The sequence below is a fragment of the Rhodococcus kronopolitis genome (assembly GCF_042654025.1).
Taxonomy (GTDB): Bacteria; Actinomycetota; Actinomycetes; order Mycobacteriales; family Mycobacteriaceae; genus Rhodococcus_G; species Rhodococcus_G kronopolitis.
Genome location: NZ_JBHSFO010000005.1, coordinates 457,183 through 482,484, shown reverse-complemented (window position 1 = coordinate 482,484; position 25,302 = coordinate 457,183). Strand labels below are relative to the sequence as shown.

Annotated in this window: 25 protein-coding genes, 1 tRNA gene and 1 pseudogene; 26 read left to right on the top strand and 1 reads right to left on the bottom strand. The window is 71.0% G+C overall.

Annotated elements, in window-relative coordinates; genetic code table 11:
• Positions 1-144: 144 nt before the first annotated feature.
• The 11 genes from ACFO6S_RS13355 to xerD all read left to right on the top strand — a co-directional run bounded on the left by ACFO6S_RS13355 (position 145) and on the right by xerD (position 11,720).
• A complete protein-coding gene (locus tag ACFO6S_RS13355; RefSeq protein ID WP_378417658.1) occupies positions 145-1,092 on the top strand; it encodes a hypothetical protein in 948 nt (315 codons plus the stop codon).
• 38 nt (positions 1,093-1,130) lie between these two features.
• Complete coding sequence (locus ACFO6S_RS13350; RefSeq protein ID WP_378417657.1) at positions 1,131-2,111, top strand: HAD-IIA family hydrolase; 981 nt, start codon at positions 1,131-1,133, stop codon at positions 2,109-2,111.
• Positions 2,112-2,184: 73 nt separating this feature from the next.
• The gene (locus ACFO6S_RS13345; protein WP_378417655.1) at positions 2,185-2,403 is read left to right on the top strand and encodes a hypothetical protein; all 219 of its coding nucleotides are present in this window, start codon (positions 2,185-2,187) and stop codon (positions 2,401-2,403) included.
• Positions 2,404-3,219, top strand: a complete 816-nt coding sequence (locus ACFO6S_RS13340; protein ID WP_378417653.1) for a TlyA family RNA methyltransferase — start codon at positions 2,404-2,406, stop codon at positions 3,217-3,219. It begins immediately after the preceding gene.
• Positions 3,219-4,217, top strand: coding sequence for an NAD kinase (locus tag ACFO6S_RS13335; protein WP_378417651.1), 999 nt, complete (start codon positions 3,219-3,221; stop codon positions 4,215-4,217). The genes ACFO6S_RS13340 and ACFO6S_RS13335 overlap by 1 nt, the downstream gene beginning before the upstream one ends.
• On the top strand, positions 4,207-5,988 hold the full coding sequence (gene recN / locus ACFO6S_RS13330; protein ID WP_378417649.1) for a DNA repair protein RecN: 1,782 nt from the start codon (positions 4,207-4,209) through the stop codon (positions 5,986-5,988). Before ACFO6S_RS13335 ends, recN begins: the two co-directional genes overlap by 11 nt.
• Before the next feature lie 86 nt (positions 5,989-6,074).
• Positions 6,075-7,259, top strand: a complete 1,185-nt coding sequence (steA, locus tag ACFO6S_RS13325) for a putative cytokinetic ring protein SteA (RefSeq protein ID WP_378417647.1) — start codon at positions 6,075-6,077, stop codon at positions 7,257-7,259.
• Positions 7,256-8,200 (top strand): copper transporter, encoded by a 945-nt coding sequence (locus ACFO6S_RS13320; protein ID WP_378417645.1) that lies wholly within the window; start codon positions 7,256-7,258, stop codon positions 8,198-8,200. The genes steA and ACFO6S_RS13320 overlap by 4 nt, the downstream gene beginning before the upstream one ends.
• A 185-nt stretch (positions 8,201-8,385) precedes the next feature.
• Entirely contained in the window at positions 8,386-10,146 is a 1,761-nt protein-coding gene (locus ACFO6S_RS13315; RefSeq protein ID WP_378417643.1) for a CTP synthase, read from the top strand.
• A gap of 10 nt (positions 10,147-10,156) precedes the next feature.
• On the top strand, positions 10,157-10,795 hold the full coding sequence (locus tag ACFO6S_RS13310; protein ID WP_378417641.1) for an NUDIX domain-containing protein: 639 nt from the start codon (positions 10,157-10,159) through the stop codon (positions 10,793-10,795).
• 1 nt (position 10,796) lies between these two features.
• Complete coding sequence (gene xerD, locus ACFO6S_RS13305) at positions 10,797-11,720, top strand: site-specific tyrosine recombinase XerD (protein WP_378417640.1); 924 nt, start codon at positions 10,797-10,799, stop codon at positions 11,718-11,720.
• 13 nt (positions 11,721-11,733) lie between these two features.
• On the opposite strand, the gene ACFO6S_RS13300 is transcribed toward xerD, so the two are convergent.
• The gene (locus ACFO6S_RS13300; RefSeq protein ID WP_378417695.1) at positions 11,734-12,531 is read right to left on the bottom strand and encodes a potassium channel family protein; all 798 of its coding nucleotides are present in this window, start codon (positions 12,529-12,531) and stop codon (positions 11,734-11,736) included.
• Between the two features lie 196 nt (positions 12,532-12,727).
• On the opposite strand from ACFO6S_RS13300, the gene ACFO6S_RS13295 reads away from it, so the two are divergent.
• From ACFO6S_RS13295 to gcvH, 15 genes and pseudogenes are all read left to right on the top strand, one after another.
• On the top strand, positions 12,728-13,681 hold the full coding sequence (locus tag ACFO6S_RS13295) for a ParA family protein (RefSeq protein ID WP_378417638.1): 954 nt from the start codon (positions 12,728-12,730) through the stop codon (positions 13,679-13,681).
• Positions 13,681-14,490, top strand: coding sequence for a segregation and condensation protein A (locus ACFO6S_RS13290; protein WP_378417636.1), 810 nt, complete (start codon positions 13,681-13,683; stop codon positions 14,488-14,490). Before ACFO6S_RS13295 ends, ACFO6S_RS13290 begins: the two co-directional genes overlap by 1 nt.
• Positions 14,487-15,266 (top strand): SMC-Scp complex subunit ScpB, encoded by a 780-nt coding sequence (gene scpB / locus ACFO6S_RS13285; RefSeq protein ID WP_378417634.1) that lies wholly within the window; start codon positions 14,487-14,489, stop codon positions 15,264-15,266. The genes ACFO6S_RS13290 and scpB overlap by 4 nt, the downstream gene beginning before the upstream one ends.
• A 787-nt stretch (positions 15,267-16,053) precedes the next feature.
• Positions 16,054-16,938, top strand: a pseudogene (locus ACFO6S_RS13280) (pseudouridine synthase); the annotation flags it as partial.
• Between the two features lie 32 nt (positions 16,939-16,970).
• Positions 16,971-17,633, top strand: a complete 663-nt coding sequence (gene cmk, locus ACFO6S_RS13275) for a (d)CMP kinase (RefSeq protein ID WP_378417632.1) — start codon at positions 16,971-16,973, stop codon at positions 17,631-17,633.
• A complete protein-coding gene (gene der, locus ACFO6S_RS13270) occupies positions 17,630-19,069 on the top strand; it encodes a ribosome biogenesis GTPase Der (protein WP_378417630.1) in 1,440 nt (479 codons plus the stop codon). The genes cmk and der overlap by 4 nt, the downstream gene beginning before the upstream one ends.
• 188 nt (positions 19,070-19,257) lie before the next feature.
• Positions 19,258-19,331, top strand: a tRNA-Pro gene (locus ACFO6S_RS13265).
• Between the two features lie 193 nt (positions 19,332-19,524).
• A complete protein-coding gene (locus ACFO6S_RS13260; protein ID WP_378417628.1) occupies positions 19,525-20,142 on the top strand; it encodes an NUDIX hydrolase in 618 nt (205 codons plus the stop codon).
• A 35-nt stretch (positions 20,143-20,177) separates the two neighbouring features.
• Entirely contained in the window at positions 20,178-21,053 is an 876-nt protein-coding gene (locus ACFO6S_RS13255; protein ID WP_378417626.1) for an alpha/beta fold hydrolase, read from the top strand.
• Between the two features lie 43 nt (positions 21,054-21,096).
• Positions 21,097-22,140, top strand: a complete 1,044-nt coding sequence (locus tag ACFO6S_RS13250; protein WP_378417624.1) for an SMP-30/gluconolactonase/LRE family protein — start codon at positions 21,097-21,099, stop codon at positions 22,138-22,140.
• 46 nt (positions 22,141-22,186) lie between these two features.
• The gene (locus ACFO6S_RS13245; RefSeq protein ID WP_378417622.1) at positions 22,187-22,831 is read left to right on the top strand and encodes a CDP-alcohol phosphatidyltransferase family protein; all 645 of its coding nucleotides are present in this window, start codon (positions 22,187-22,189) and stop codon (positions 22,829-22,831) included.
• Positions 22,828-23,688 (top strand): DUF881 domain-containing protein, encoded by an 861-nt coding sequence (locus tag ACFO6S_RS13240; protein WP_378417619.1) that lies wholly within the window; start codon positions 22,828-22,830, stop codon positions 23,686-23,688. The genes ACFO6S_RS13245 and ACFO6S_RS13240 overlap by 4 nt, the downstream gene beginning before the upstream one ends.
• A complete protein-coding gene (locus ACFO6S_RS13235) occupies positions 23,685-24,053 on the top strand; it encodes a small basic family protein (RefSeq protein WP_378417617.1) in 369 nt (122 codons plus the stop codon). The genes ACFO6S_RS13240 and ACFO6S_RS13235 overlap by 4 nt, the downstream gene beginning before the upstream one ends.
• A 3-nt stretch (positions 24,054-24,056) precedes the next feature.
• Positions 24,057-24,815 carry a DUF881 domain-containing protein gene (locus ACFO6S_RS13230; RefSeq protein WP_378417615.1) on the top strand — a complete coding sequence of 253 codons (759 nt, stop codon included), beginning with the start codon at positions 24,057-24,059 and terminating at the stop codon, positions 24,813-24,815.
• 65 nt (positions 24,816-24,880) lie between these two features.
• Positions 24,881-25,285, top strand: coding sequence for a glycine cleavage system protein GcvH (gcvH, locus tag ACFO6S_RS13225; RefSeq protein WP_378417613.1), 405 nt, complete (start codon positions 24,881-24,883; stop codon positions 25,283-25,285).
• The last annotated feature ends 17 nt before the right edge of the window (positions 25,286-25,302 follow it).

The window sequence follows — 25,302 nt, the reverse complement described above, 5'->3', positions numbered from 1 at the left end:
TAAGCCCTCCAGCGCCGATGGTACTGCACTCGACAGGGTGTGGGAGAGTAGGACACCGCCGAACATCCGTTACCGAAAGGGGACCCGACATATCGGGTCCCCTTTCGTGTTTTCTTAAGCGTATGTTGTCTAAAAGGAGATGCTGTGTCGGACAACAACGAGGACCGTCGTTCGTATGGGAACGGCGGCTCTGACCGATCACGTTCGGGTGATAGCCGCGGCGGCAGCGCCGGCGGCGGTCCCCGTGGCAGTGGCGGCGGACGCGGCAACGCCGGCGGTGGACACCGCGGCGGCAGCGCCGATCGCCGTGGCGGCCCCGATCGTCGTAGCGACGGTCCGCCGCGCCGTCGTGGCGGTGAGGGCAGCTTCGGACCGCCCCCGCGCGACGGTGGTGCGTACGCCGAGCGCCGCGCCCCGCGTCCCGAAGAGCCCGATCTGCCCGACGAGGTCGAGGCAGGCGAGCTCGATCCCGAGGTCCGTCGCGACCTGCTGAGCCTGGACAAGTCCAATGCGAACGCCGTCGCCCGTCACCTGGTGATGGCCGGCCGGTTGATCGACGACGATCCGCGTCTTGCGCTTGCGCATGCCCGGGCCGCACGCCAGCGTGCCGGCCGGGTGGCCGTGGTCCGCGAGACCGCGGGCATCACCGCGTACCACGCAGGCGAGTGGGCCGAGGCGCTATCGGAGCTGCGCGCCGCACGCCGGATGGCCGGTGGACCGGGTCTGCTCGCCGTGATGGCGGACTGCGAACGTGGTCTCGGCCGTCCCGAACGCGCCATCGAGCTGGGACGCAGCGAGGAGGCTCGCGCGCTCAGTGGCGACGAGGCGACGGAACTACGGATCGTGGTTGCCGGCGCCCGGATGGATCTGGGTCAGTTCGACCAGGCCGTGGTCACCCTGCAGACGCCGCCGCTCGACGCATCCCAGTCCGGGTCCACCGCGGCCCGACTGTTCTACGCCTACGCCGACGCGCTGGTCGCGGCCGGGCGCATCGAGGACGGCCTCAAGTGGTTCCTCAACTCGGCCGCCGCCGATCTCGACGGCGACACCGACGCGGAGGATCGTGTGGCCGAGCTCTCGGGCGAGCAGTGACATCAGGCTCGACTGAGTACGGCGGTACCGCCGGGTCGTTGCGGCAGCAGCACGACGTGCTGCTGCTTGACCTGGACGGCACCGTCTACCAGGGCGCGGACGCGATCCCCGGCGCCCGTGAGGCGTTGGAGACCGGCGTGAGCCGGCTGTTCTACGTCACCAACAACGCGAGCCGGAGCCCGGCGTCCGTGGCCGCGCACCTGCGCGAGCTCGGTTTTGCGGCCACCGCGGACGAGGTGGTGACGAGCTCGCAGACCGGCGCCCGGTTGGTCGCCGAGCATGTCGCACCCGGTTCGACGGTCCTGGTGGTCGGCACCGAGGCCCTGGCCGACGAGGTGCGGCTGGCCGGCCTGGTGCCGGTCCGGCGGTTCGACGACGCCCCCGTGGCCGTCATCCACGGGCATTCGACGGAGACCAACTGGTCGATCCTGGCCGAGGCCACCCTCGCGATCCGGGCCGGTGCGGTCTGGGTCGCCACCAACGTGGACACCACCCTGCCCACCGAACGCGGACTGTGCCCCGGCAACGGCGCGCTGGTCGCGGCGGTCCGGGCGGCCACCGACCGTGAACCCCTCGTCGCAGGCAAGCCGGCCCGGCCGCTGATGGACGACGCATTGCGGCGCAGCGGCGCGGTCAACGCGCTGGTGGTGGGGGACCGGATCGACACCGACATCGCCGGCGCCAACGCCGTCGGGCTCGACTCGCTGCTGGTGCTCAGCGGGGTCAGCCGACCCGCTGACCTGCTGCGGGCACCGTCGGCACACCGCCCGACCTACCTTGCGACGGAACTTGCGGACCTCGACCGGCCCGCGGCGGAACTCGCGGTGTCCGCGCAGCCCGGCGTGCACGTCCGGCGCGACGGGTCGGCCCTCGTCGTCTCCTGCGACTCGGACCCGACGGTGGACCGTGGCACGTTTCTGCGTGCGGTCCTGGCCGCGGCCTGGCTCGACCCGGAGTTCACCGACCTTCGCGGCGAGGGATCGGCGGCGTCCGAGGTGGTCTCCGAGCTGCTCGGCTGACCGGCGCAACACCCGTGGCGCACCGCGACTCGGTGTACACGGCGGTAGGGATCATCGGCTAGCGTTGACGGCGATGAGTACGCCGATTCCCCGTCCCGGACAACACCTGCCGGGCCCGCCGCAGACCGTCGACCCCGCCCAGATACACGCGGAGGTCGATCAACTGCTGGCCGGCCTCGACGGGGTCGGCCCAGCCGACTTCGGCGACGCCGACCTGCCCGGGCAGGCGCGGGTTCTCGAGCGCGCGCACGAGGTGCTGGTGCAGGCGCTCGCGACCGTGGACAAGATCTAGGTGGCCAGGCGAGCACGCGTCGACGCCGAGTTGGTTCGGCGAGGGATGGCGCGATCCAGAGAGCATGCGGCACAACTGATCTCCGACGGCCGGGTGCTGATCGCCGGGTCGGTCGCCGTCAAGCCCGCGACCGCGGTCGAGGCCGGTACCCCGCTGCTGGTGACCGCCGAGGTCGACGAGGTCTCCTGGGCCTCCCGCGGCGCCCACAAGCTGCTCGGTGCGCTCGATGCCTTCGAGCCTGCGGGTCTGACCGTGGCCGGCAAGCGCTGCCTCGACGCGGGCGCGTCGACAGGCGGTTTCACCGACGTCCTGCTCAGTCGCGGGGCACGCGAGGTGGTCGCGGTCGACGTCGGCTACGGCCAGCTGGTCTGGCGCCTGCAGTCCGACGACCGGGTGACCGTGGTGGACCGGACCAACGTCCGGTCGCTGCAGCCGGAGCAGATCGGCGGTCCGGTGGACCTCGTGGTCGCCGACCTCTCCTTCATCTCGCTCAAGCTGGTGCTCGGCGCCTTCGTGGCCTGCGCCGCGGAGGGCGCCGACCTGGTGCCGATGGTCAAGCCGCAGTTCGAGGTGGGCAAGGACCGGATCGGATCCGGCGGCGTCGTGCGTGATCCCGCGCTCCGTGCCGAGATGGTGTACGAGGTGTCGAAGGCGGCGGACGCGCTCGGACTGCGGACCCTGGGCGTGGTGGCCAGCCCGCTGCCGGGGCCGTCCGGGAACGTGGAGTTCTTCCTGTGGCTGCGCAAGCAGTCCGAGCCGGGGGTGGAGTCTGTGGCCGAGGTCATCGAGCGTGCGGTGCAGGAAGGACCGCAGTGATGCCCGCACCGGAACGTGAGTTCTCGCTGCGCGCCACTCCGCCGCGCGAACGGGAGATCCTGGTCGTCGCGCACACCGGGCGTGCCGAGGTCACCGCGACGGCACGTCGGGTTGCCGCGGTCTTCGAGAAGGCGGGAATCGGTCTGCGGGTGCTGGCCAACGAGGCCGATCACACCAACCCTGCCGTCGGCACGCCTGCGGCCGACCCCGCGTCGGACGTGGACCTGACCATCGTCGAACCGGGACTCGCGGCGGCCGCCGGGTGTGAGCTGGTGCTGGTGCTCGGTGGCGACGGCACCTTCCTCCGCGGCGCCGAGCTGGCCCGCGAGGCCGGCATCCCGGTGCTCGGGATCAACCTCGGCCGGATCGGGTTCCTCGCCGAGACGGAGGCCGAGCACCTCGAGGAGGCGCTCGCGATGGTGATCCGCGGCGAGTACCGCGTCGAGCACCGGATGACGCTGGACGTCACCGTACGGGTCGAGGACCGCGTGATCGGGCGCGGCTGGGCGCTCAACGAGGCCAGCATCGAGAACGTGTCCCGGCTCGGGGTGCTCGAGGTGGTGCTCGAGGTCGACGGCAGGCCGGTCTCGTCCTTCGGTTGCGACGGCGTGCTGGTCTCGACCCCCACCGGGTCGACCGCCTACGCCTTCTCTGCCGGTGGCCCGGTGGTGTGGCCGGAACTGGAGGCGCTGCTGGTGGTGCCGAGCAACGCGCACGCGCTGTTCGCCCGCCCACTCGTCACCAGCCCCGAGTCGCTCATCGCGATCGAGACGTTCTCCGGGGGTCACGACGGCCTGGTGTTCTGCGACGGCAGCCGGACGCTGTCCCTGCCCGCAGGCGGTCGCGTCGAGGTGGTGCGCGGCGAGCACCCGGTGAAGTGGATCAGACTGGACTCCGCGCCCTTCGCGGACCGGATGGTGCGCAAGTTCGCGCTGCCGGTGCAGGGCTGGCGTGGCCGGGCAACCGGCCAGGACGGGGAGCGTGAGGATGCTCGCTGAGATCCACATCGACGGCCTGGGCGTCATCTCGCAGGCCAGCGCCCAGTTCCACGAAGGCCTGACCGTGCTGACCGGTGAGACCGGTGCGGGCAAGACGATGGTGGTCACCAGCCTGCACCTGCTCAGCGGCGCCCGCGCCGACGCGGGCCGGGTCCGTCAGGGTGCCGCCCGTGCGGTCGTGGAGGGACGGTTCTCCACCGCGACCTCCTCGGCGCGGACGGTGGAGGAGGTCGACCGGCTGCTCGAGTCGACCGGGGCGCAGCGCGACGAGGACGGGACCGTGATCGCGGTCCGCACCGTGAGCAGCGACGGCCGCTCGCGCGCGCACCTGGGTGGGCGCAGCGTCCCCGCAGGCGCGCTCGCCGAACTCACCGCCCCGCTGCTCACCGTGCACGGGCAGAACGACCAGCTGCGACTGCAGCGACCGGACCAGCAGCGGCACGCGCTCGACGCCTTCGGTGGCGCGGCGATCGGCAGCCTGCTGGACAAGTACCGGAACCTGCGCGCCCAGTGGATCGAGGCGCGCGACGAACTGGACGAACGCACCCGCAGCGGCCGCGAGCTCGCGCAGGAGGTGGACCGGCTCGAGTTCGCACTGGGCGAGATCGACGCCGTCGCACCGCAACCGGGCGAGGACGTGGAGATCGTCGGGAACGTGCGCCGGCTCACCGACGTCGACTCCCTGCGGTCCGTCGCGGTCGGCGCGCAGACGGCCCTCGTCGGCGGCGCCGACCCGGACCTCGGCGGGGACGCCGCATCGGAGGCGGCAGGCGCGCTGGACCTGCTGGGGGAGGCGCGCGCCCGCATCGAGTCGTCGGACGACCCGCAGCTGACGGTGCTGGGCCCGAGGTTGGCCGAGGCCATCACCGTGCTCACCGACGTCTCGTCCGACCTGGCCGGGTACCTCGCGGACCTGCCGTCCGATCCCGGTGCCCTCGACACCCTGCTGGGCAGGCAGGCCGAGCTGAAGTCGCTGACCCGCAAGTACGCCGCCGACGTCGACGGGGTGCTGGACTGGGCCGCGCAGGCGCGTGAGCGGCTCTCCCGAATCGACGTCTCCGCAGACGCGCTGGCGGCGCTCACGGTCCGCGTCGAGGAGGCCGCCTCGGCGCTGGCGGCCGCGGCGAGCGCGCTGAGCCGGGCCCGGACCAAGGCGTCGGTCAAGCTCGGCAAGGCGGTGACCACCGAACTGGCCGGCCTGGCGATGGGCAAGGCGCGGCTCGAGGTGGTGGTCCGGCCGATCGCTGCCGGGGCCCAGGACCCGTCGACGCTGTCCGTCGACGGGGCTGCGGTGCACGCCGGTTCGGCAGGCGTCGACGAGGTGGAGTTCCGGCTCGCGGCGCACAGCGGGGCGGCGCCGCTGCCGATCAGTCGCAGCGCGTCGGGCGGCGAACTCTCCCGCGTCATGCTGGCGCTCGAGGTGGTGCTGGCGGGCGCGGAGTCCAGCGCGACGATGGTCTTCGACGAGGTGGACGCAGGCGTCGGCGGTCGGGCCGCGGTGGAGATCGGCCGCCGGCTGGCGCGGTTGGCCCGCACCCACCAGGTCATCGTCGTCACCCACCTGCCACAGGTCGCCGCGTACGCCGACACCCACCTGGTGGTGGACAAGGTGGACGGGGCCAAGGGCGCCGACAGCGGGGTGCGCACCCTGACCGACGAGCAGCGGGTGGTCGAGCTGGCCCGGATGCTCGCCGGACTCGACGACACGGAAACCGGCCGGGCGCACGCAGAGGAACTGCTTGCGACGGCGATGGCAGACAGGGGCAATTGAGTGGAGCGGTTCGACGCAGTCGGTGACGGAGGGTGCTTCGGCGCGCCTCCCTGGTGGAACGCCCGCGCGGCGTCATCATCGATGCCATGAAGATGCCGGCTCTGTTGTCACGAAACACCGAATCGCTGCCGGGCACGACCGGCATCGCCAGGGTTGACCGCAACACGGCGAAGCTGTTGCGCCGCGTCGGCCCGGGCGACATCGTCGTCCTCGACGAGCTCGACCTGGACCGGGTGACCGCCGATGCGCTGGTCGCCGCGGGGGTCACCGCCGTTGTCAACGCGTCGCAGTCGATCTCCGGCCGCTACCCCAACCTCGGGCCGGAGGTGGTGGTCGCCAACGGCATCATGCTGGTCGACTCTGCCGGCGACGAGGTGTTCAAGAAGATCAAGGACGGCTCGAAGATCCGCCTGCACGAGGGCGGCATCTACGCCGGCGAGCGCCGACTGGCCAAGGGCACCGAGCTGAACGAGGCGGAGATCTCCGACCTCATGATCGAGGCGAAGACCGGCCTGGTCGACCACCTGGAGGCCTTCTCCGGCAACACCATCGAGTTCATCCGGACCGAGAGTCCGCTGCTCATCGACGGTGTCGGCGTGCCCGACATCGAGGTGGACCTGCAGGACCGGCACGTGGTGATCGTCGCCGACGGCACCGACCACGTCGCGGACCTGAAGAGCCTCAAGCCGTTCATCAAGGAGTACTCGCCGATCCTGATCGGTGTCGGCGCGGGCGCCGACGTCCTCACCAAGGCCGGCTACCGGCCGGACCTGATCGTCGGCGACCCCGACGAGATCACCGCGGAAACCCTCAAGTCCGGCGCCGAGGTGGTGCTGCCTGCCGATCCGGACGGACACGCCCAGGGGCTCGAACGAATTCAGGACCTGGGGATCGGCGCCATGACCTTCCCGGCCTCCTGCGCGCCCGCGGACCTGGCGCTGCTGCTCGCCGATCACCACGGCGCCTCACTGATCGTCACGGTCGGCTCGACCGTCTCCCTGGACGAGTTCTTCGACCGCGGTCGCCGGGAGAGCAATCCAGCCGCCTTCATGACCCGCCTCAAGGTGGGCTCGAAGCTGGTCGACTCGAAGGCCGTCGCCACGCTGTACCGCAGCCGGGTCTCCGGGGCGGCGATCGCTCTGCTGGTGCTGGCCGCGCTGACCGCGGTGATCGTGGCACTCGTGGTCTCGAACATCGGTGGCGAGGCCTGGGACTGGGCCGTGCAGACCTGGAACAGCTTCGCTGTCTGGGTTCAGGGACTGGTCAAGTGATTTCTGCTCGACAGCACGCGATTTCCATCGCTGCGATCTTCCTGGCGCTGGCCGTCGGCGTGGTGCTCGGTTCGGGCACCCTGTCCGGCGGCCTGCTCTCGGGCCTGCGCGACGACAAGTCGGATCTGCAGGACCAGGTCAACTCGATGCACGATCAGAACAACCAGCTGGTCGAGGAGCTGAACGCCGCGGACAACTTCGACGCGGCGGTCGCCGGACGGACCGTCCGGGACGCGCTCGGGCAGCGCACAGTGGTGGTGGTGACGACCCCGGACGCCGATCCCGGTGACCTCGACTCGGTCACCCGGCTGATCGGGGCCGCAGGCGGTTCGGTGACCGGCCGGGTCGCGCTCACCGATGCGTTCGTCGACGCGGCCAACAGCGACCAGCTCCGCACCACCGTGACCAATGTCATCCCGGCCGGTGTCCAGCTCCGTACCGGCGCGGTGGACCAGGGCAGCCTCGCCGGTGACCTGCTCGGCTCGGTGCTGCTGCTCAACGCCCAGACCGCGAAGCCGCAGAGCACCCCGGAGGAGCTCACGGTGGCGCTCGAGGCGCTGCGGGCAGGCGGCTTCGTCGGCTACGACAACGGCGCCGTGGCACCCGCTCAGCTGGCGCTCGTCCTGACCGGCTCCGGCAGCGACGGGGCGAGCGGCAACCGCGGCGCGATCATCGCGCGGTTCGCCGGCGGGATGGACGCCCGCGGCGCCGGGACCGTGCTCGCCGGGCGGGCCGACTCGGCAGTCGGCAACGGGCCCGTCGCCGTCACCCGGTCCGACACCGGGCTGTCGGCCGGCGTCACCACCGTCGACAACCTGGAGCGCGAGTCCGGCCGGATCAGCACCGTCCTCGGGCTGCAGGAGCAGCTCGACGGCGGCGCCGGACGGTACGGGACCGGCCCCAACGCGACGGCAGTGACGGTCGGCGCGGCGGCCGGCTGACCAGGGAGGCGTGGCGGGTGTGGTGAGCAACACGGGTACTTCTGGGGCATCGGGCCAGGGTCGTGCTGATGTTCGGCCCGACAGGTGTTACCGTGAAGTCCCGTGGGTCGGCAGGCCCCAGCCACACCATTTGTTCAAGCCCTGCACGCAGTATTTTGTCCTGCATCGTCGTCACGGGAGCCCTTTTGCCACTGTCACGCAGTAATTCGCGTACCGCCACCAAGCACATCTTCGTGAGCGGGGGCGTCGCCTCCTCACTCGGCAAGGGTCTGACGGCCTCGAGCCTCGGCCAGCTGCTGACCGCCCGGGGAATGCGGGTGACCATGCAGAAGCTGGACCCGTACCTCAACGTCGATCCCGGCACCATGAATCCGTTCCAGCACGGCGAGGTCTTCGTGACCGAGGACGGCGCGGAGACGGACCTGGATGTCGGTCACTACGAGCGGTTCCTGGACCGTGACCTCTCCGGCGACGCGAACGTCACCACCGGTCAGGTCTACTCGACGGTCATCGCCAAGGAGCGCCGCGGCGAGTACCTGGGCGACACCGTCCAGGTGATCCCGCACATCACCGACGAGATCAAGAGTCGCATCCTCGCGATGTCGGGCCCCGACACCGAGGGCCAGCGGCCGGACGTGGTGATCACCGAGATCGGTGGCACCGTCGGTGACATCGAGTCGCAGCCGTTCCTCGAGGCCGCCCGCCAGGTGCGCCACGACGTCGGCCGCGACAACGTCTTCTTCCTGCACGTCTCGCTGGTGCCGTACCTCGGACCGTCCGGCGAGCTCAAGACCAAGCCGACCCAGCACTCGGTCGCGGCCCTGCGCAACATCGGCATCCAGCCGGACGCGCTGATCCTGCGTTGCGACCGCGACGTGCCGGAGGCGCTCAAGCGCAAGATCGCGCTGATGTGCGACGTCGACGTCGACGCCTGCATCTCGACGCCCGACGCCGCCTCGATCTACGACATTCCGAAGGTGCTGCACAGCGAGGGCCTCGACGCCTACGTGGTGAGCAAGCTCGGTCTGCCGTTCCGGGACGTGGACTGGACCGTGTGGGGCGACCTGCTCGAGCGCGTCCACGAGCCCCGCGAGACGATCCGCGTCGCGCTGGTCGGCAAGTACGTGGACCTGCCCGACGCCTACCTGTCGGTGACCGAGGCGCTGCGCGCCGGCGGTTTCGCGCACCGGGCCAAGGTCGAGATCTCCTGGGTCCCGTCGGACGCCTGCGAGACCGAGGCCGGCGCCCAGGAGGCGCTCGGCAACGTCGACGCGGTGCTGATCCCCGGCGGCTTCGGCATCCGCGGCATCGAGGGCAAGCTCGGCGCCATCCAGTTCGCCCGGACCCGCAAGCTGCCGTTGCTCGGACTGTGCCTGGGCCTGCAGTGCGTGGTCATCGAGGCGGCCCGTTCGGTGGGCCTGACGGACGCCAACTCGGCCGAGTTCGAGCCGGACACCAAGCATCCCGTCATCTCCACGATGGCCGACCAGGAGCAGATCGTCGCCGGCGAGGCGGACCTGGGTGGCACCATGCGTCTCGGCGCCTACCCGGCCGTGCTCACCAAGGGTTCGGTCGTCGCCCGCGCCTACGGCAGCGAGACCGTCTCGGAGCGGCACCGTCACCGCTACGAGGTGAACAACGCCTACCGCGACCGGATTGCCAAGAGCGGGTTGAAGTTCAGTGGCACCTCGCCCGACGGTCATCTCGTCGAGTTCGTCGAGCTGCCCGCCGAGGTGCACCCGTTCTTCGTCGCCACCCAGGCGCACCCGGAGCTCAAGAGCCGGCCGACGCGTCCGCACCCGCTGTTCGCGGCGTTCGTCTCGGCGGCCCTGAAGTACAAGGCGGCCGAGCGGCTCGAGGTCGACGTGCACTCGGAGGCCCCGCTGGCCGACGCGCTGCACCCGGAGGCCGACGACGACGCGGTCGACGCGTCGAGCGTGAGCTGACCCTCCCGTCATGAGCCGGCCCGGCGAACACGAGTTCGAGACCCTCGCCACCCGCACCGCCTACGAGGGCGCCATCTTCGCGGTGCGGGTGGACCGGGTCGGCATGCCGGGCGGCGGGACCGCCAACCGCGACGTGGTCGAGCACTACGGCGCGGTGGCGGTGGTCGCGGTCGACGAACTCGACCGGCTGGTGCTGATCAACCAGTACCGGCACCCGCTGGGCCGACGGGTGTGGGAACTACCTGCCGGGCTGCTCGACGAGCCCGACGAGGACCCGGTCGACGCGGCCCGTCGGGAACTCGCCGAGGAGACCGGTCTCGCCGCGCGGGAGTTCTCGGTGCTGGTGGACGTGGCGGTGAGCCCCGGATTCACCGACGAGGTGGTCCGGGTGTACCTGGCGACCGGGCTCCACGCGGTCGATCGGCCGGACCCCAGCGACGAGGAGGCCGACCTCGAGGTGGCGCGCGTGCCGTTTGCGGACGCCGTCGACCGGGCGCTGTCCGGCGAGATAGCCAACGCCACGGCCCTCTCGGGGATCCTGGCGTTGGCCGCGGCCCGCGCGCGGGACGGCGCCGCAGCAACCGGCCGCCCGTCCGACGCGCCGTGGGCGGACCGGCCGGACGCGCTGGCCCGACGACGTCACCACTGAGATGCTCGCCGAGCAGGTCGCGACCTACCTGGACCACCTCGCGGTCGAACGTGGGGTGGCACAGAACACGCTCAGCTCGTACCGGCGGGACCTGCGCCGGTACCAGGAATTCCTCGGCGTCCGCCGGATCGACGACCTGGGCCGGGTGTCCGAGCGGGACGTCAGCGACTTCGTGGTCACCCTGCGCCGCGGTGACCGGGCCGCGCAGGTGCGACCGCTGGCTGCGAGCTCCGCGGCCCGCGCGCTGATCGCGGTGCGCGGCCTGCACAAGTTCGCGACCCTCGAGGGCATCGCGAACGTGGACGTCGCGCGCGCGGTCAAGCCGCCCACCCCCGGTCAACGGCTGCCGAAGTCGCTGCCGTTGGACCAGGTGATCTCGCTGCTGGAGGCGACCGGTGGGCCCGACGACCCGGACGCGGCGCGCGGACTGCGCGACCGGGCGCTGCTCGAGGTGCTCTACTCCACCGGCGCCCGGATCTCCGAGGCCGTCGGCCTGGACATCGACGACGTCGACGGCACCGACCGGGCGGTGCTGCTGCGCGGCAAGGGCGGCAAGGAGCGGGTGGTGCCGATCGGCCGTCCGGCCATCGCCGCGCTGGAGGCCTATCTGGTCCGTGGTCGGCCCGCGCTGGTCTCGACCGGTGGACCGGCCATCTTCCTCAATGCCCGCGGCGGGCGCCTCTCGCGGCAGAGCGCCTGGCAGGTGCTGCGGTCGGCGGCGGACCGGGTGGGCCTGGCCGACGGGGTGTCGCCGCACACGCTGCGCCACTCGTTCGCGACCCACCTGCTCGAGGGTGGCGCGGACGTCCGCGTGGTGCAGGAACTGCTGGGCCACGCGTCGGTCACCACCACCCAGATCTACACGCTGGTCACCGTGGGCTCGCTGCGTGAGGTGTGGGCCGGGGCGCATCCACGGGCCCGGTGACGCCACGCACGGATCAGTGCCCGAGGGGATCCTCCACGAGGTCCCCGTGCCCGGTACGCGCGGTCGGTCCGGCCGTGAGGGCACGCACCGTCGCGTGCAGGTCCGCGATCTCGGTGCGCAGTGACTCGATCTGTTGCGCGGTCGCGGCCCGGTTGTCGTCGTCCTCCTCGGCAACCCGCTGCACGATCCACGACGCGACTGTCGCGGTCACCACGCCGATCAGGCTGATTCCGCCGACCATCAGCAGGACCGCGATGATCCGGCCGCTGGTGGTGACGGGTGCGTAGTCGCCGTAGCCGACCGTGGTGACGGTGGTGATCGCCCACCACAACGCCTCCCCGAACGAGGTGATGCCTGCGTCGGGATGGCCTCGTTCGGATTCCAGCATGGCCAGCGAGGCGACGTAGATGATCAGCACCGCGCTGCTGATCGTGTACATGACGACGCGACCGCGGATGGCGCCGCCGAGGGCCCTCTGCAGTGCCGTGACCAGCACCAGCAGGCGCAGCATCCGCAGCGGGCGCAGCAGCGGGAGCGCCACCACCGCGAGATCGACGAGATGACGCACGAACCAGCGTCCGCGTTCGGGGGCGAGGGCGAGTCGGACCGCGTAGTCGCCCGCGAACACCACCCAGGAGGCGGTGACCACCACGTCCAGGACCAGGTCCGTCCACGCCCGTGGCTGCGCGAGCACCTGCACCGAGTAGGCGGTCAGGAAGGTGAGGGCGACCAGCGCCAGTGGCCACTCGGCACGCTGCTCCCACTGCTCGAGACGGGTGCCGCCGGGCGGCCGGTCACCCCGGTCCGGCAGCTCTGACCTCGGTCTCCGGCGTTCGACGCCCACTACTCCGCCCACTGCGGGAACGGTAGCGGTTCACCGCCGAGCGTGGCGTCGAACCGCGCCGCGGCGGGGCAGGCGGCCGCGCGTGTCCCTGTCGTGGTTCTCGCCGTCATGGCGGTAGCGTCGGGGAGCGAGCAGGCACGAGCGAGGAAGGGGCCATCGGACCGTGATGACACCTCAGTCGCCCACGGCGGCGACGCACGACGACACTGCCGATCTGAGTCGGGTTCGAGAAGACTCGGGTCCGGCCGAGCAGACTGCCCTGGACATCTCGGCGGACCAGGAACTGGGGCCGACCGGGCGACCGGTGCGGGCCGTCCCGGAGCCGGGGCCCGTGCGCTCGCACGGTCCCGCGAAGGTCATCGCGATGTGCAACCAGAAGGGTGGCGTCGGCAAGACCACCTCGACCATCAACCTGGGTGCGTCCCTCGCTGAGTGCGGTCGCAAGGTCCTGTTGGTGGACCTGGATCCGCAGGGTGCGCTGTCCGCGGGTCTCGGCGTCGCGCACCACGACCTCGAACTGACCGTGCACAACCTGCTGGTGGAGCCGCGGGTGCCGATCGACGAGGTGCTGATGCGCACCAGGGTCGAGAACATGGACCTGCTGCCCAGCAACATCGACCTGTCCGCCGCGGAGATCCAACTCGTCAACGAGGTGGGCCGCGAACAGACCCTGGGTCGGGTGCTGCACCCGGTGCTGGACCGATACGACTACGTGCTCATCGACTGCCAGCCGTCGTTGGGGCTGCTCACCGTCAACGCCCTGGCCTGCGCCGAAGGCGTGATCATCCCGATGGAGTGCGAGTACTTCAGTCTCCGCGGACTGGCGTTGCTCGGCGACACCATCGAGAAGGTCCGGGACCGGCTCAACCCCCGGCTCGAGATGTCCGGCATTGTGGTGACCATGTTCGATGCCCGCACCCTGCACGCACGTGACGTGATGGCCCGACTCGTCGAGGTCTTCGGCGACGTCGTCTACGACACCGTCATCAACCGCACCGTCAGATTCCCGGAGACCAGTGTCGCCGGCGAACCCATCACCACCTGGGCGCCGAAGTCCGGTGGCGCAATCGCGTACCGGGCGCTCGCGCGTGAGGTGATCTTCCGGTCCGGTCGTTAGTGGCCGGCGGTGCCGCCTCGACCGTGGAGTCCGGATTCCAGATTCGGCTGAGAAACTTCGAGGGCCCCTTCGACCTGCTGCTGACCCTGATCAGCCAACGTCGCCTGGACGTCACCGAGGTGGCGTTGCACGAGGTCACCGACGAGTTCATCGCGTACACCCGACTGCTCGGCGCGGACATGAGTCTCGACCAGACCACCGAGTTTTTGGTGGTCGCGGCCACGCTGCTGGACCTCAAGGCGGCCCGGCTGCTGCCGTCGGGCGATGTGGAGGACGCCGAGGACCTGGCGCTGCTCGAGGCCCGGGACCTGCTGTTCGCGCGACTGCTGCAGTACCGCGCGTACAAGCAGATGGCCCAGCTGTTCGGCGAACTCGAGGCGGCCGCGTTGCGGCGCTACCCACGGTCGGTCTCGCTCGAGGACCAGTTCGCCGGGTTGCTGCCCGAGGTGCTGCTCGGCGTCGACCCCCAGCGCTTCGCGGAGGTCGCGGCCACGGCGCTGGCGCCGCGGGCGGTGCCGACCGTGGGACTCGATCACCTGCACGTGCAGACCGTGTCGGTGGCCGAGCAGGCGGTGACGGTGTTGGACCTGCTCAGGGCGCGGGGGCTGGGCGAGTGGGTCACCTTCGGGGAGGTGATCGAGGGCTGTGACGTGACGGTGCAGATCGTGGCAAGATTTCTGGCGCTGCTCGAGCTGTACCGGGAGCGGGCCGTCGCGTTCGAGCAGCTCGAGCCGCTCGGCGAGTTGCGGGTGAGTTGGACCGGCGACGTGGACGAACAGGCGCTGGTGAGTGCGGAGGACTACGGATGAGCGGAGTCGATCAGGTGTCGGAACTCGGGGACACGGAGTTGCCGGGCGGGCAGTTCCTGGACGCCGACGGTGGGGTCCGTCACGTCGAGGACGCCGACCTCGAGGACTCTGACCTCGCGGAGGCGGACATCGACGACCGGCTCTCGGACGACGAACTCGACGCCGCGCTCGAGGCGGTGCTGCTGGTGGTGGACTCGCCTGCCAGTGACGCGGCGCTGGCGTCCGCGGTCGGCGACCGGCCGCATCGGGTGCGGAAGCGGCTGCGCGCCATGGCCGCCGCACTGACCGATCGGCGCAGCGGGATCGACCTGCGGTACGCCGGCGAGGGTTGGCGTTTCTACACCAGACAGGAGTACGCGCCGTACGTCGAACGACTGCTTCTCGACGGTGCCAGGGCGAAGCTCACACGTGCGGCGTTGGAAACCTTGGCCGTTGTTGCGTACCGTCAACCTTTGACCCGTGCACGGGTGAGTGCGGTACGTGGCGTGAACGTCGACGGAGTGATGCGTACCCTGCTTGCCCGCGGACTGGTCTCGGAGGCCGGCGTGGACTCCGAGACCAAGGCAACGACCTACGCGACGACGGAGCTGTTCCTCGAACGGCTCGGCCTCGCATCGCTGGCAGACCTGCCGGCGCTGGCCCCGCTGCTACCCGACGTCGACGTCATCGACGACATCAGCGACGACATGGAGTCAGACCCGCGGTTCACCAAACTGGGAACCAGCCGGGCGGGATCCGAACCTGATTTGGACCCCCGAATAGACAGTGAAGAGTGACAGGACCCAAAAAGTGAACACACCCGCTCGCCGAGATGGCACACCGGACCGTGGCAGGAGCAATTCTGCCGACCGAAGCTCGTACCAGAAGGACTCACCCCGCTCGGGGTCGGGTTCGAGGGGATCGGCACCCCGTTCCTCACAGCGTGACGGCTACACCCCGCGTGAGGATTCCTCCCGCGGTTCCTATGACCGCAACGCCCCTCGTGGTGGCGGCGCGTCCCGCGGTGGCGACTCGCGCGGTTCCTACGATCGCAACGCCCCTCGTGGTGGCGGCGACTCGCGAGGTTCGTACGACCGCAACGCCCCTCGTAGCGGTGCGCCCCGTGGCGGCGATTCGCGTGGTTCCTTCGATCGCAACGCTCCGCGTGGCGGCGATTCGCGTGGTTCGTACGATCGCAACGCCCCTCGTGGTGGCGGCGATTCGCGTGGTTCGTACGACCGCAACGCTCCTCGCAGTGGTGCGCCTCGCGGTGCCGATTCGCGTGGTTCCTTCGATCGCAACGCCCCTCGTGGTGGCGGCGATTCGCGTGGTTCGTACGACCGCAACGCTCCTCGCAGTGGTGCGCCTCGCGGTGCCGATTCGCGTGGTTCCTTCGATCGCAACGCTCCGCGTGGCGGCGATTCGCGTGGTTCGTACGACCGCAACGCCCCTCGTGGTGGCGGCGACTCGCGTGGTTCCTTCGACCGCAACGCCCCCCGTGGCGGTGCGCCTCGCGGCGCGGACACTCGTGGCGGCGACACCCGTGGTTCGTACGACCGCAGCAGCGCGCCCCGCGGCGCGGCTCCCCGCGACAGCAAGCCCGCCGAGAACAAGCGCGGCAAGCCGAAGTCGGCCAAGCCGCAGCGCGTCCAGGTCGTGGCCCCCACGATCAGCAACGCCAAGCCGGCCCGGCATCAGCACACCGATGGCAACGCCCACACCAAGATGCCGACCGGCGAGGGCATGCGCCTGCAGAAGGTGCTCGCGCAGGCCGGTGTCGCGTCGCGTCGTGCGGCCGAGGAACTGATCGAGGAGGGTCGCGTCGAGGTCGACGGCCGGATCGTCGTCGAGCAGGGCCTGCGGGTCGATCCCGAGAACGCCGTGGTGCGGGTCGACGGCGTCCGCGTCGTGGTCAAGAAGGACCTGGTGCACATTGCACTGAACAAGCCGCGTGGCTGGCAGTCCACCATGTCCGACGACCTCGGTCGTCCGTGCATCGGCGACATCGTCTCCGAGCGGATCGCCGCCGGTCAGCGACTGTTCCACGTCGGCAGGCTCGACGCCGACACCGAGGGCCTGATCCTGCTGACCAACGACGGCGACCTGGCGCACCGGTTGATGCATCCGTCGTTCGAGGTGCCGAAGACCTACCTCGCGACGGTCAACGGTGTGGTCGAGCGCAGTCTCGGCAAGACGCTGAAGGCGGGCGTCGAGCTCGACGACGGCCCGGCCAAGGTCGACCAGTTCGCGCTGCTCGACATCGGTGAGGGCAAGTCCCTGGTGAAGCTCGTGCTGCACGAGGGCCGCAAGCACATCGTGCGTCGTCTGCTCGACGCCGTCGGCCACCCGGTGGTCCGGCTGGTGCGCACGGACGTCGGCCCGGTCGCGCTCGGCGACGGGCGACCCGGGACCCTGCGGGTGCTCGGACGCGGCGAGGTCGGCGGCCTGTACCAGGCGGTCGACCTGTGACAGGAGCGGATTCGAGCCGCCTCGTAGTGGCCATGGACGGCCCGTCCGGTACCGGCAAGTCGAGCGTGTCCCGCCGCCTCGCGGTGGGTCTGGCCGCGCGCTACCTCGACACCGGCGCGATGTACCGGATCGCGACGCTGCACGCGCTGCGCACCGGCGTCGACGTCAACGACCCGGCGGCGGTCGCGGCGGCGACGAAGGCGCTCGAACTGAGCGTCGGCACCGATCCCGAGTCGGACCGGGTGCTGCTCGCGGGCGAGGACGTCACCGACGAGATCCGTGGCGGCGAGGTGACCGCCGCGGTCTCCGCGGTCGCCGCGGTGCCCGAGGTGCGCACGATCCTGGTCGACAAGCAGCGGAAGCTGATTGCAGGCACCGAACGAATCGTCGTGGAGGGCAGGGACATCGGCACCGTCGTGCTGCCCGACGCGGACGTGAAGATCTACCTGACCGCCTCCGCGGAGGCGCGGGCCGAACGCCGCAACCTGCAGAACATCGCAGAGGGGCGGGGAGACGACGCGGCAGCGGTGCTGGCCGACGTGAAGCGTCGCGACCACCTGGACTCGACCCGTGAGGCGTCGCCGTTGCGGCCCGCCGACGATGCGGTGACCGTCGACACCAGCGAACTGAGCATGGAAGACGTGATCGGCAGGTTGCTGCTGGTGGTGCGTGAGAGAACTGGAGCAGTGCAGTGACCGAGAGTGTGGACATCGGCGGAGCGGGCGTGGCCGGAGACGGCACCTGGCTCGAGGAATCCGACTGGGACCTGGCCGATTTCGTTGACGGCGAGGAGGGTGAGGAGGACATTGCCGTCCCCACCCTGGCCATCGTCGGCCGCCCGAACGTGGGCAAGTCGACCCTGGTGAATCGGATCATCGGTCGCCGCGAGGCGGTCGTGGAAGACGTCCCGGGTGTCACCCGGGACCGCGTCTCCTACGACGCCAACTGGGCCGGTCGACGGTTCATGGTGCAGGACACCGGCGGCTGGGAGCCCGACGCCCGGGGTCTGCAGCAGTCCGTGGCCCGGCAGGCCGAGCAGGCCATGCAGACGGCCGACGCGATCGTCCTGGTGGTCGACGCGGTGGTCGGTGCGACCGCCACCGACGAGGCCGTCGCGCGGGTGCTGCGACGCTCGAAGACCCCGGTCATCTTGGTGGCCAACAAGGTTGACGACGAGCGCACCGAGTCCGAGGCGGCCGCGCTGTGGTCGCTGGGCCTGGGCCAGCCGTACTCGGTGAGTGCGACGCACGGCCGCGGCACCGGTGACTTCCTCGACCAGGTGCTCGCGGTGCTGCCGGAGACCCCGCGCGAGGGCACCGCGGTGGGCGGCCCGCGCCGCGTCGCCCTGGTGGGCAAGCCGAACGTGGGCAAGTCCAGCCTGATCAACAAGCTCTCCGGATTCGAGCGGTCGGTCGTGCACAACGTGGCCGGCACCACCGTCGACCCGGTGGACTCGCTGGTCGAACTCGGCGGCAAGCCGTGGCGCTTCGTCGACACCGCAGGCCTTCGCAAGAAGGTCAGCCACGCCAGCGGGCACGAGTTCTACGCCTCGCTGCGCACCAAGGGCGCGATCGAGGCCGCCGAGGTGGCGATCCTGCTGATCGACGCGTCGGAGCCGATCACCGAGCAGGACCTGCGGGTGCTGAGCATGGTCGCCGACGCCGGCCGCGCGCTGGTGCTGGCGTTCAACAAGTGGGACCTCGTCGACGAGGACCGCCGCTACATGCTCGAGAAGGAGATCGACCGCGAGCTGGTCCAGGTCCAGTGGGCACAGCGGGTCAACATCTCGGCGCACACCGGTCGGGCGGTGCAGAAGCTGGTGCCCGCACTGGAGACTGCGCTCTCGTCCTGGGACAAGCGAGTTCCGACGGGCCGGTTGAACACCTGGATCAAGGAGGTGGTGGCCGCAACGCCGCCGCCGATGCGCGGTGGACGACTGCCCCGGATCATGTTCGCCACCCAGGCCGGTACCCGTCCGCCGACGTTCGTGCTGTTCACCACCGGCTTCCTGGAGGCCGGCTACCGCCGGTTCCTGGAGCGCCGACTGCGTGAGGAGTTCGGCTTCGACGGCAGCCCGGTCCGGGTCTCGGTGCGGGTGCGCGAGAAGCGCGACCGCGCAGGCAAGCGGTGACATCGGGTCACTGAGACCCGGTGTACCGACCTCTCGGTGCACTGACACGTTCGGCGGCAACCCTCTGGGGTTGCCGCCGTTCGGTGTTCGGGGGAGTGATCGGTGGCTCGAAGTATGCCTTCTACCAGTCGATTCGCGATCCGCAGTGGCACTGATGTAATCTCATCGAGCACCCGCAAGGGGGCAAACGGGCTGTGGCGCAGCTTGGTAGCGCACCTGACTGGGGGTCAGGTGGTCGCAGGTTCAAATCCTGTCAGCCCGACAGTTGAAGGCGGTTCCGGAGAAATCCGGAGCCGCCTTTTCTGTTTCTCGACATCCTGGTGTTCTCGTCGCCCGGCCTCGGGGGAGTCCCGGTCCCGACCGGTTGGGGAGAGCCTCGGTCCCGACCGGCTGGGGAGAGCCCCGGTCCCGACCGGTTGGGGAGAGTCCCGGTCCCGACCGGTTAGGGTCGGTCGATGGAGCCCGTACCGACGCTCACCCGCGAGTCCTGTGTCGCCGCCCTCGCCGCGTTCGAGCCGCGCGCCGCCGACCTGGCCGGCCACCGTCACGCCGCGGTCGCGCTGGCCGTCGTCACCAGCGACAGTGGGTCGCCGACCCTGCTGCTGACCCTGCGGCCCAGCAAGATGCGTGCCCACCCCGGTCAGTTCGCCCTCCCGGGCGGCGCCGTCGACGCCGGGGAGACCGCGCCGCAGGCTGCGCTCCGCGAGCTCGAGGAGGAGTTGGGGGTGCGGGCCGCGGCGTCGGGGGTGCTGGGCAGGCTCGACGACTTCGTGACCCGCTCGGGCTACGTGATCACGCCGATCGTGGTGTGGGTCGGGGACCTCGACGCGCCGCTCGCGCCGAACCCCGACGAGGTGGCGCTGGTGTTCGAGGTGACGACGGCCGAACTCGACCGCGAACCACGCTTCCACGCCATCGCCGGTAGCCCGGAACCGTTGATCCAGTGGCCATTTCGCGGCGAGCACCTGTTTGCGCCGACCGCCGCGATCCTGCACCAGTTCCGCGAGGTGGTCCTGCACGGCAGGCCCACCCGGGTGGACGGCTTCCACCAGCCGGACTTCGCCGCCCGCTGACGGGGCGCCGGCCGTCGGCGTCGTAGATTCGGGAGATGACTTCCGCAGCTTCAGACGCCCCGACCTGGTTCACCGAGGCCCTGGCCGCGCCCACCTCGACCGGTGCGGTCGTCGTCGAGGGCGCGCAGATCAGGTTTCGCGCCTGGGGGCAGGCGGGTGCGCCGGGACTGGTCCTGGTGCACGGTGGGGCGGCGCACTCACGGTGGTGGGACCACATCGGCCCGCTGCTCGCCGACGGCCGTCGGGTGGTGGCACTGGACCTGTCCGGGCACGGCGACAGCGACACCCGCGACCACTACAGCCTCGCCCTGTGGGCCGACGAGGTGCTGGCCGTCGCCGCCGCCGCGGGGATCGACGGTCCGCCGGTACTGATCGGGCACAGCATGGGCGGGATGGTGGCGTTCCTGGCCGCGCACCGAGCCGGACCCGCGTTGGCGGGGGTGCAGGTGATCGACTCGCCGATCTACGCGCGGACGCCGGAGGAGGACGCGGCCCGACGGCAGGCCGCGTTCGGACCCAAGAAGGTCTATCCCGACCGGGACGGGGCGCTGGCGCGGTTCCGGCTGGTGCCGCCGCAGGACACGACGCTGCCCTACGTCCTGACGCACATCGCGGAGACCTCGCTCGGCGCCGTCGACGGCGGGTGGTCCTGGAAGTTCGACGCGTCGATGTTCGGCCGCGACGGCAGCACCGACCTCGGCGCCGGGCACCCGGACTGCCGGATGGCCTTCTTCCGGTCCGAGCGCGGCATCATCCCCGCCGGGACGCTCGCGGAGATGCGCACCCGATTCGGTCCCGCCGCGCTGGTCGTCGAGTTGCCCACCGCGGGGCACCATCCGATGATCGACCAGCCGCTGGTGCTGGTCACCGCCATCCGCACGACCCTGGCGGCGTGGGCGGCCGACGCCTGAGTTCGCCGAACGCCGACCGGTGCGCCGGTCTAGCGTGGCCACCATGGGACTCGTCTACTCGGCGCTGAGCCGCCTGGACCGGACCGGTGTGCGTCCGGTCGCCTGGTGCGCGCCGACTGCGCCGCCGCTGACCGGGGTCGTCGCGCCCGGCGCCGAACTCGACGGCGCCGAGCGCTGGACGATGCCCGCAGGCCGCGGACCCGAGGACGTGGCCGTCGACCACGAGGGTCGCCTGGTCACCGGCACGGACGACGGCAGGATCTGGCGTTTCGAGGCGCCGAACCGGGCCGCCGTGATCGCCGACACCGGGGGCCGACCACTCGGCGTGGAGATCCTCGACGACGGCAGGTACCTCGTCTGCGACGCCGACCGCGGCGTGCTCCGGGTGGACGAGACGGGACGGGTCGAGACGTTGACCGACACCGCACTGGGCATGCCGCTGATCTTGTGCAACAACTCGGCCGTCGGCCGGGACGGCGTCGTCTACTTCACCGACTCCTCGGCCCGCTTCGGCCTCGCCGAGCACCGCACCGACCTGCTCGAACACGGCGGTACCGGACGGCTGCTGCGGCTGGACCCGGTGACCGGCGAGACCGACCTGCTCGCCGACGGACTGCAGTTCGGCAATGGGGTCGGGTTGTCGGCGGACGAGTCGTTCGTGATCGTCGCGGAGACCGGCGCGTACCGGATCCGCCGGGTCGAGCTGACCGGCCCGCGCGCAGGCACGGTCTCGACCTGGGCGGAGAACCTGCCCGGCATCCCCGACAACGTCACCTCGCAGACCGCCGACGGGATCTTCTGGGTGGCGCTGTACAGCCCACGGATGCGGTTGCTCGACCTGCTGGCCCCGCATCCCGCGCTGCGGATCGTCGCGGCCAACCTGCCGGGCTGGGCGCAGCCGGAACCGGAGCGCCGGGCCTGGGTGCTCGGCCTGGACCGCGACGGCGTCGTGGTGCACAGCCTGCAGGGCGGCAAGGGCAGTTACGGGCCGGTCACGGGTGTGCGGGAGGCGGACGGCTGGCTCTACCTCGGCAGCCTCACCGCCGACGCGGTGGCGCGGGTGCGCGCGCCGGGTCACCTCATGTGACACGCTGTTCTGCGACAATCGCGGACGAGCAGGAGCAGGGGGATCGATGGGTACCGGAGACCGGCCACCGGGAGTGGCGGACGGCCCGGAACTGGTGGTGACCGACCGGGTCCTGACGGTTCCCAACGTGCTGAGCATCATCCGGCTGCTCAGCGTGCCCGTGTTCGTGTACCTGCTGCTGGTCCCGCAGGCGGACGGCTGGGCGCTGGCCCTGCTGATGCTCAGCGGGTTCACCGACTGGGCCGACGGCAAGCTGGCGCGGCTGCTGAACCAGACCTCACGTCTCGGCTCGCTGCTGGACCCGCTGGTGGACCGGCTGTACGTGATCTCCACCCTGCTCGGCTTCGCGGTGCGCGGCATCATCCCGTGGTGGGTCGCGGCGATCCTGATCGGCCGCGACCTGATCCTGGCGTTGGTCCTGCCGGTCTACCGGCGCCGCGGCCTGCCGCCGCCGTCGGTGCTGTACCTCGGCAAGGCGGCGACCTTCGCGTTGATGTTCGCGTTGCCACTGGTACTCGCCGCCCAGGGTGACTGGGGAATCGCGCCGATCGCCCGGGCCTGGGGGTATGCGCTGCTCGTCTGGGGCACCGGTCTGTACGTGTGGACGGGGCTGCTGTACCTGCTGGCGGCCCGCAACGTCGCCCGCACGGTGCCGATCGGCCGGCCCCGGCCGGGGCCGCACGCCCGGTGAGGACCGATCAGGTACGACGCAACCCGGCTCCGGCCCTGCTGCGGGCGCTGCGCAACGAAGGACTCGACCCGGGCTATGCCGCCGCGGCGGAGGACCGGGCGCGCGGGCACTCGCTGCACCGGCCCCTGCACGCCGGTGTCTGGCTGACGGCAGGCGGGCTGGCGCTGGGGCTGTTGTTCGGCGTGGCCTTCGTCCAGGCCAGTGACCGTGCGCCACGGACCGACCAGGTCCGTACCGAGATCCTCGGCAATGTCGCCGCGGCGCAGGACCGCGGCGAGGACCTGGCCGCCCGGCGCGCCGAGCTGGCAGCCGAGACCGACACGCTGCGGGCCGCGGCCCTGGCCGGCGACGCGGACGGCACCGGAATGCTGGGCCGGCTCGCCGCGACGGCGCAGGAGGCGGCCCTCGAGCCGGTGCGGGGTCCGGGGCTCGAGGTGACCCTGACCGACCCGTCCATCCGTCGAGACCTGTCCGACCAGTCCCGGCCCAACGCGACCGCGGCCAAGCCGGTGGTCCTCGACCGGGACATCGCGTCGGTGGTCAACGCGCTGTGGGCAGGCGGCGCCGAAGCCGTCGCGGTGGGCAACGTCCGGGTCGGCCCGGCGGTGACGGTCCGGCAGGCGGGCGGTGCCATGCTGGTCGACAACCAGCCGGTGCCCTCGCCGTACGTGATCTCGGCGATCGGCCCGCAGGCGGCGATGCAGACCCGGTTCGTGGTGAGCGAGGCGTACCAGCGGATGTCCGGGGTGGCGCAGCTCTACGGCGCCGGGTTCACCGTCGCCGAGAACGACGACATTTCCCTTCCCGCGGCGTCCGCCCGGGAGATTCGAAGCGCACGTGAGGTGGATGGGCAGTGAATCCTGTCAAGACCGTCAAGAACGGGTACGCGCTCTACGGTGTGGCCGCGCTCGTCGTCGGGATCATCGTGGGCGTGGTGTTCCAGCCGCAGGTGCCGGACGCGGTGCAGCCGTACCTGCCGATCGCGGTGGTGGCTGCGCTCGACGCGGTGTTCGGTGGTCTGCGCGCGTACCTCGACGAGATCTTCGACGCCAAGGTGTTCGTGGTCTCGTTCGTCTTCAACGTGCTGGTGGCGGCGCTGATCGTGTGGCTCGGCGACCAGCTGGGAGTGGGTACCCAGCTGTCCACCGCGATCGTGGTGGTGCTGGGCATCAGGATCTTCGGCAATGCCGCCGCCCTGCGGCGCCGGCTCTTCGGTGCGTGAGCGGTGAGCACGGGGGAGGGCAGACACGAGCTGCGCGACGATCCGGCCGCGGCCTCGGCGTCGGCGCGACGGTCCCGGGCGGTGTTCGGGCTGCTGGCGGTGCTGCTGATGGTGGTGCTGGGGACGGCCATTGTCACCCAGGTCAGGGACACGGGAAGCGGCGACGGGCTGGACTCCGCGCGCCCCGCCGACCTGCTGGTACTGCTCGACAACCTCAACCAGCGGGAGGCCTCGCTGCGTGAGGAGGTGGCGGCGCTCGAGTCCACCCTGGCGACCCTGCAGCGCAGCGGCGGCGGCTCCGAGGCGGCGCTCGCGGAGGCCCAGGCCAGGCTGGCGGCGTTGTCGATCCAGGTGGGCGCCGTCCCGGCGACGGGGCCGGGAGTGGAGCTGAGGGTCACCGACCCGAGTCGGGGGGTGGGCTCGGAGGTGCTGTTGGACCTGATCCAGGAACTGCGCGCGGCAGGCGCCGAGGCGATCGAGGTGACCGGCGCAGGCGCCGCGCCGATCCGGATCGGGGTGAACTCGTGGGTCACCGGTCCGGCGGGGCGGATCCAGCTCGACTCGGTGGCGTTGTCGGCGCCGTACCGGGTGGTGGCGATCGGCGATCCGCCGACCCTGGCCGCGGCGTTGAACATTCCCGGTGGGGTGGTGGACACGGTGGCCCGCGCCGGTGGCGCGGTCACCGTCGAGCAATCGCAGCAGGTCACGATCACCGCCTTGCGAGAGGTGAAACCGCGCCAATACGCTCAGCCCGGAAACTGAGATCTTCCGATTCGTCAACAGTGCGCACAGCACGCCGTCGGAAGATCGTGGAAAGGAACCTCACGGTGAGTGACACCAGTACGCCGGACGAATTGCGTTACACGGCAGAGCACGAATGGATCCAGCGGACCGGGCCTGCCACGGTGCGGGTGGGAATCACGGACTTCGCACAGTCGCAGCTCGGCGATGTCGTCTTCGTCCAGCTGCCCGCCGTCGACGAGGACGTCACCGTGGGGGAGTCGTTCGGCGAGGTGGAGTCGACCAAGAGCGTGTCGGACATCTACGCTCCGCTGAACGCGAAAGTGATTGCGGCGAACGCTGATCTGGAGGCCAGCCCCGAACTGGTGAACTCCGCTCCGTACGCTGGCGGCTGGCTGGTGGAGTTGGAGGTGGCCGACGAGGCGACCCTCGACGCCGCACTGGCCGGGATGCTCGACGCGCAGGCCTACCGCGAGATCGCGGGCGAGTAGAGACACGTCCGCCACGA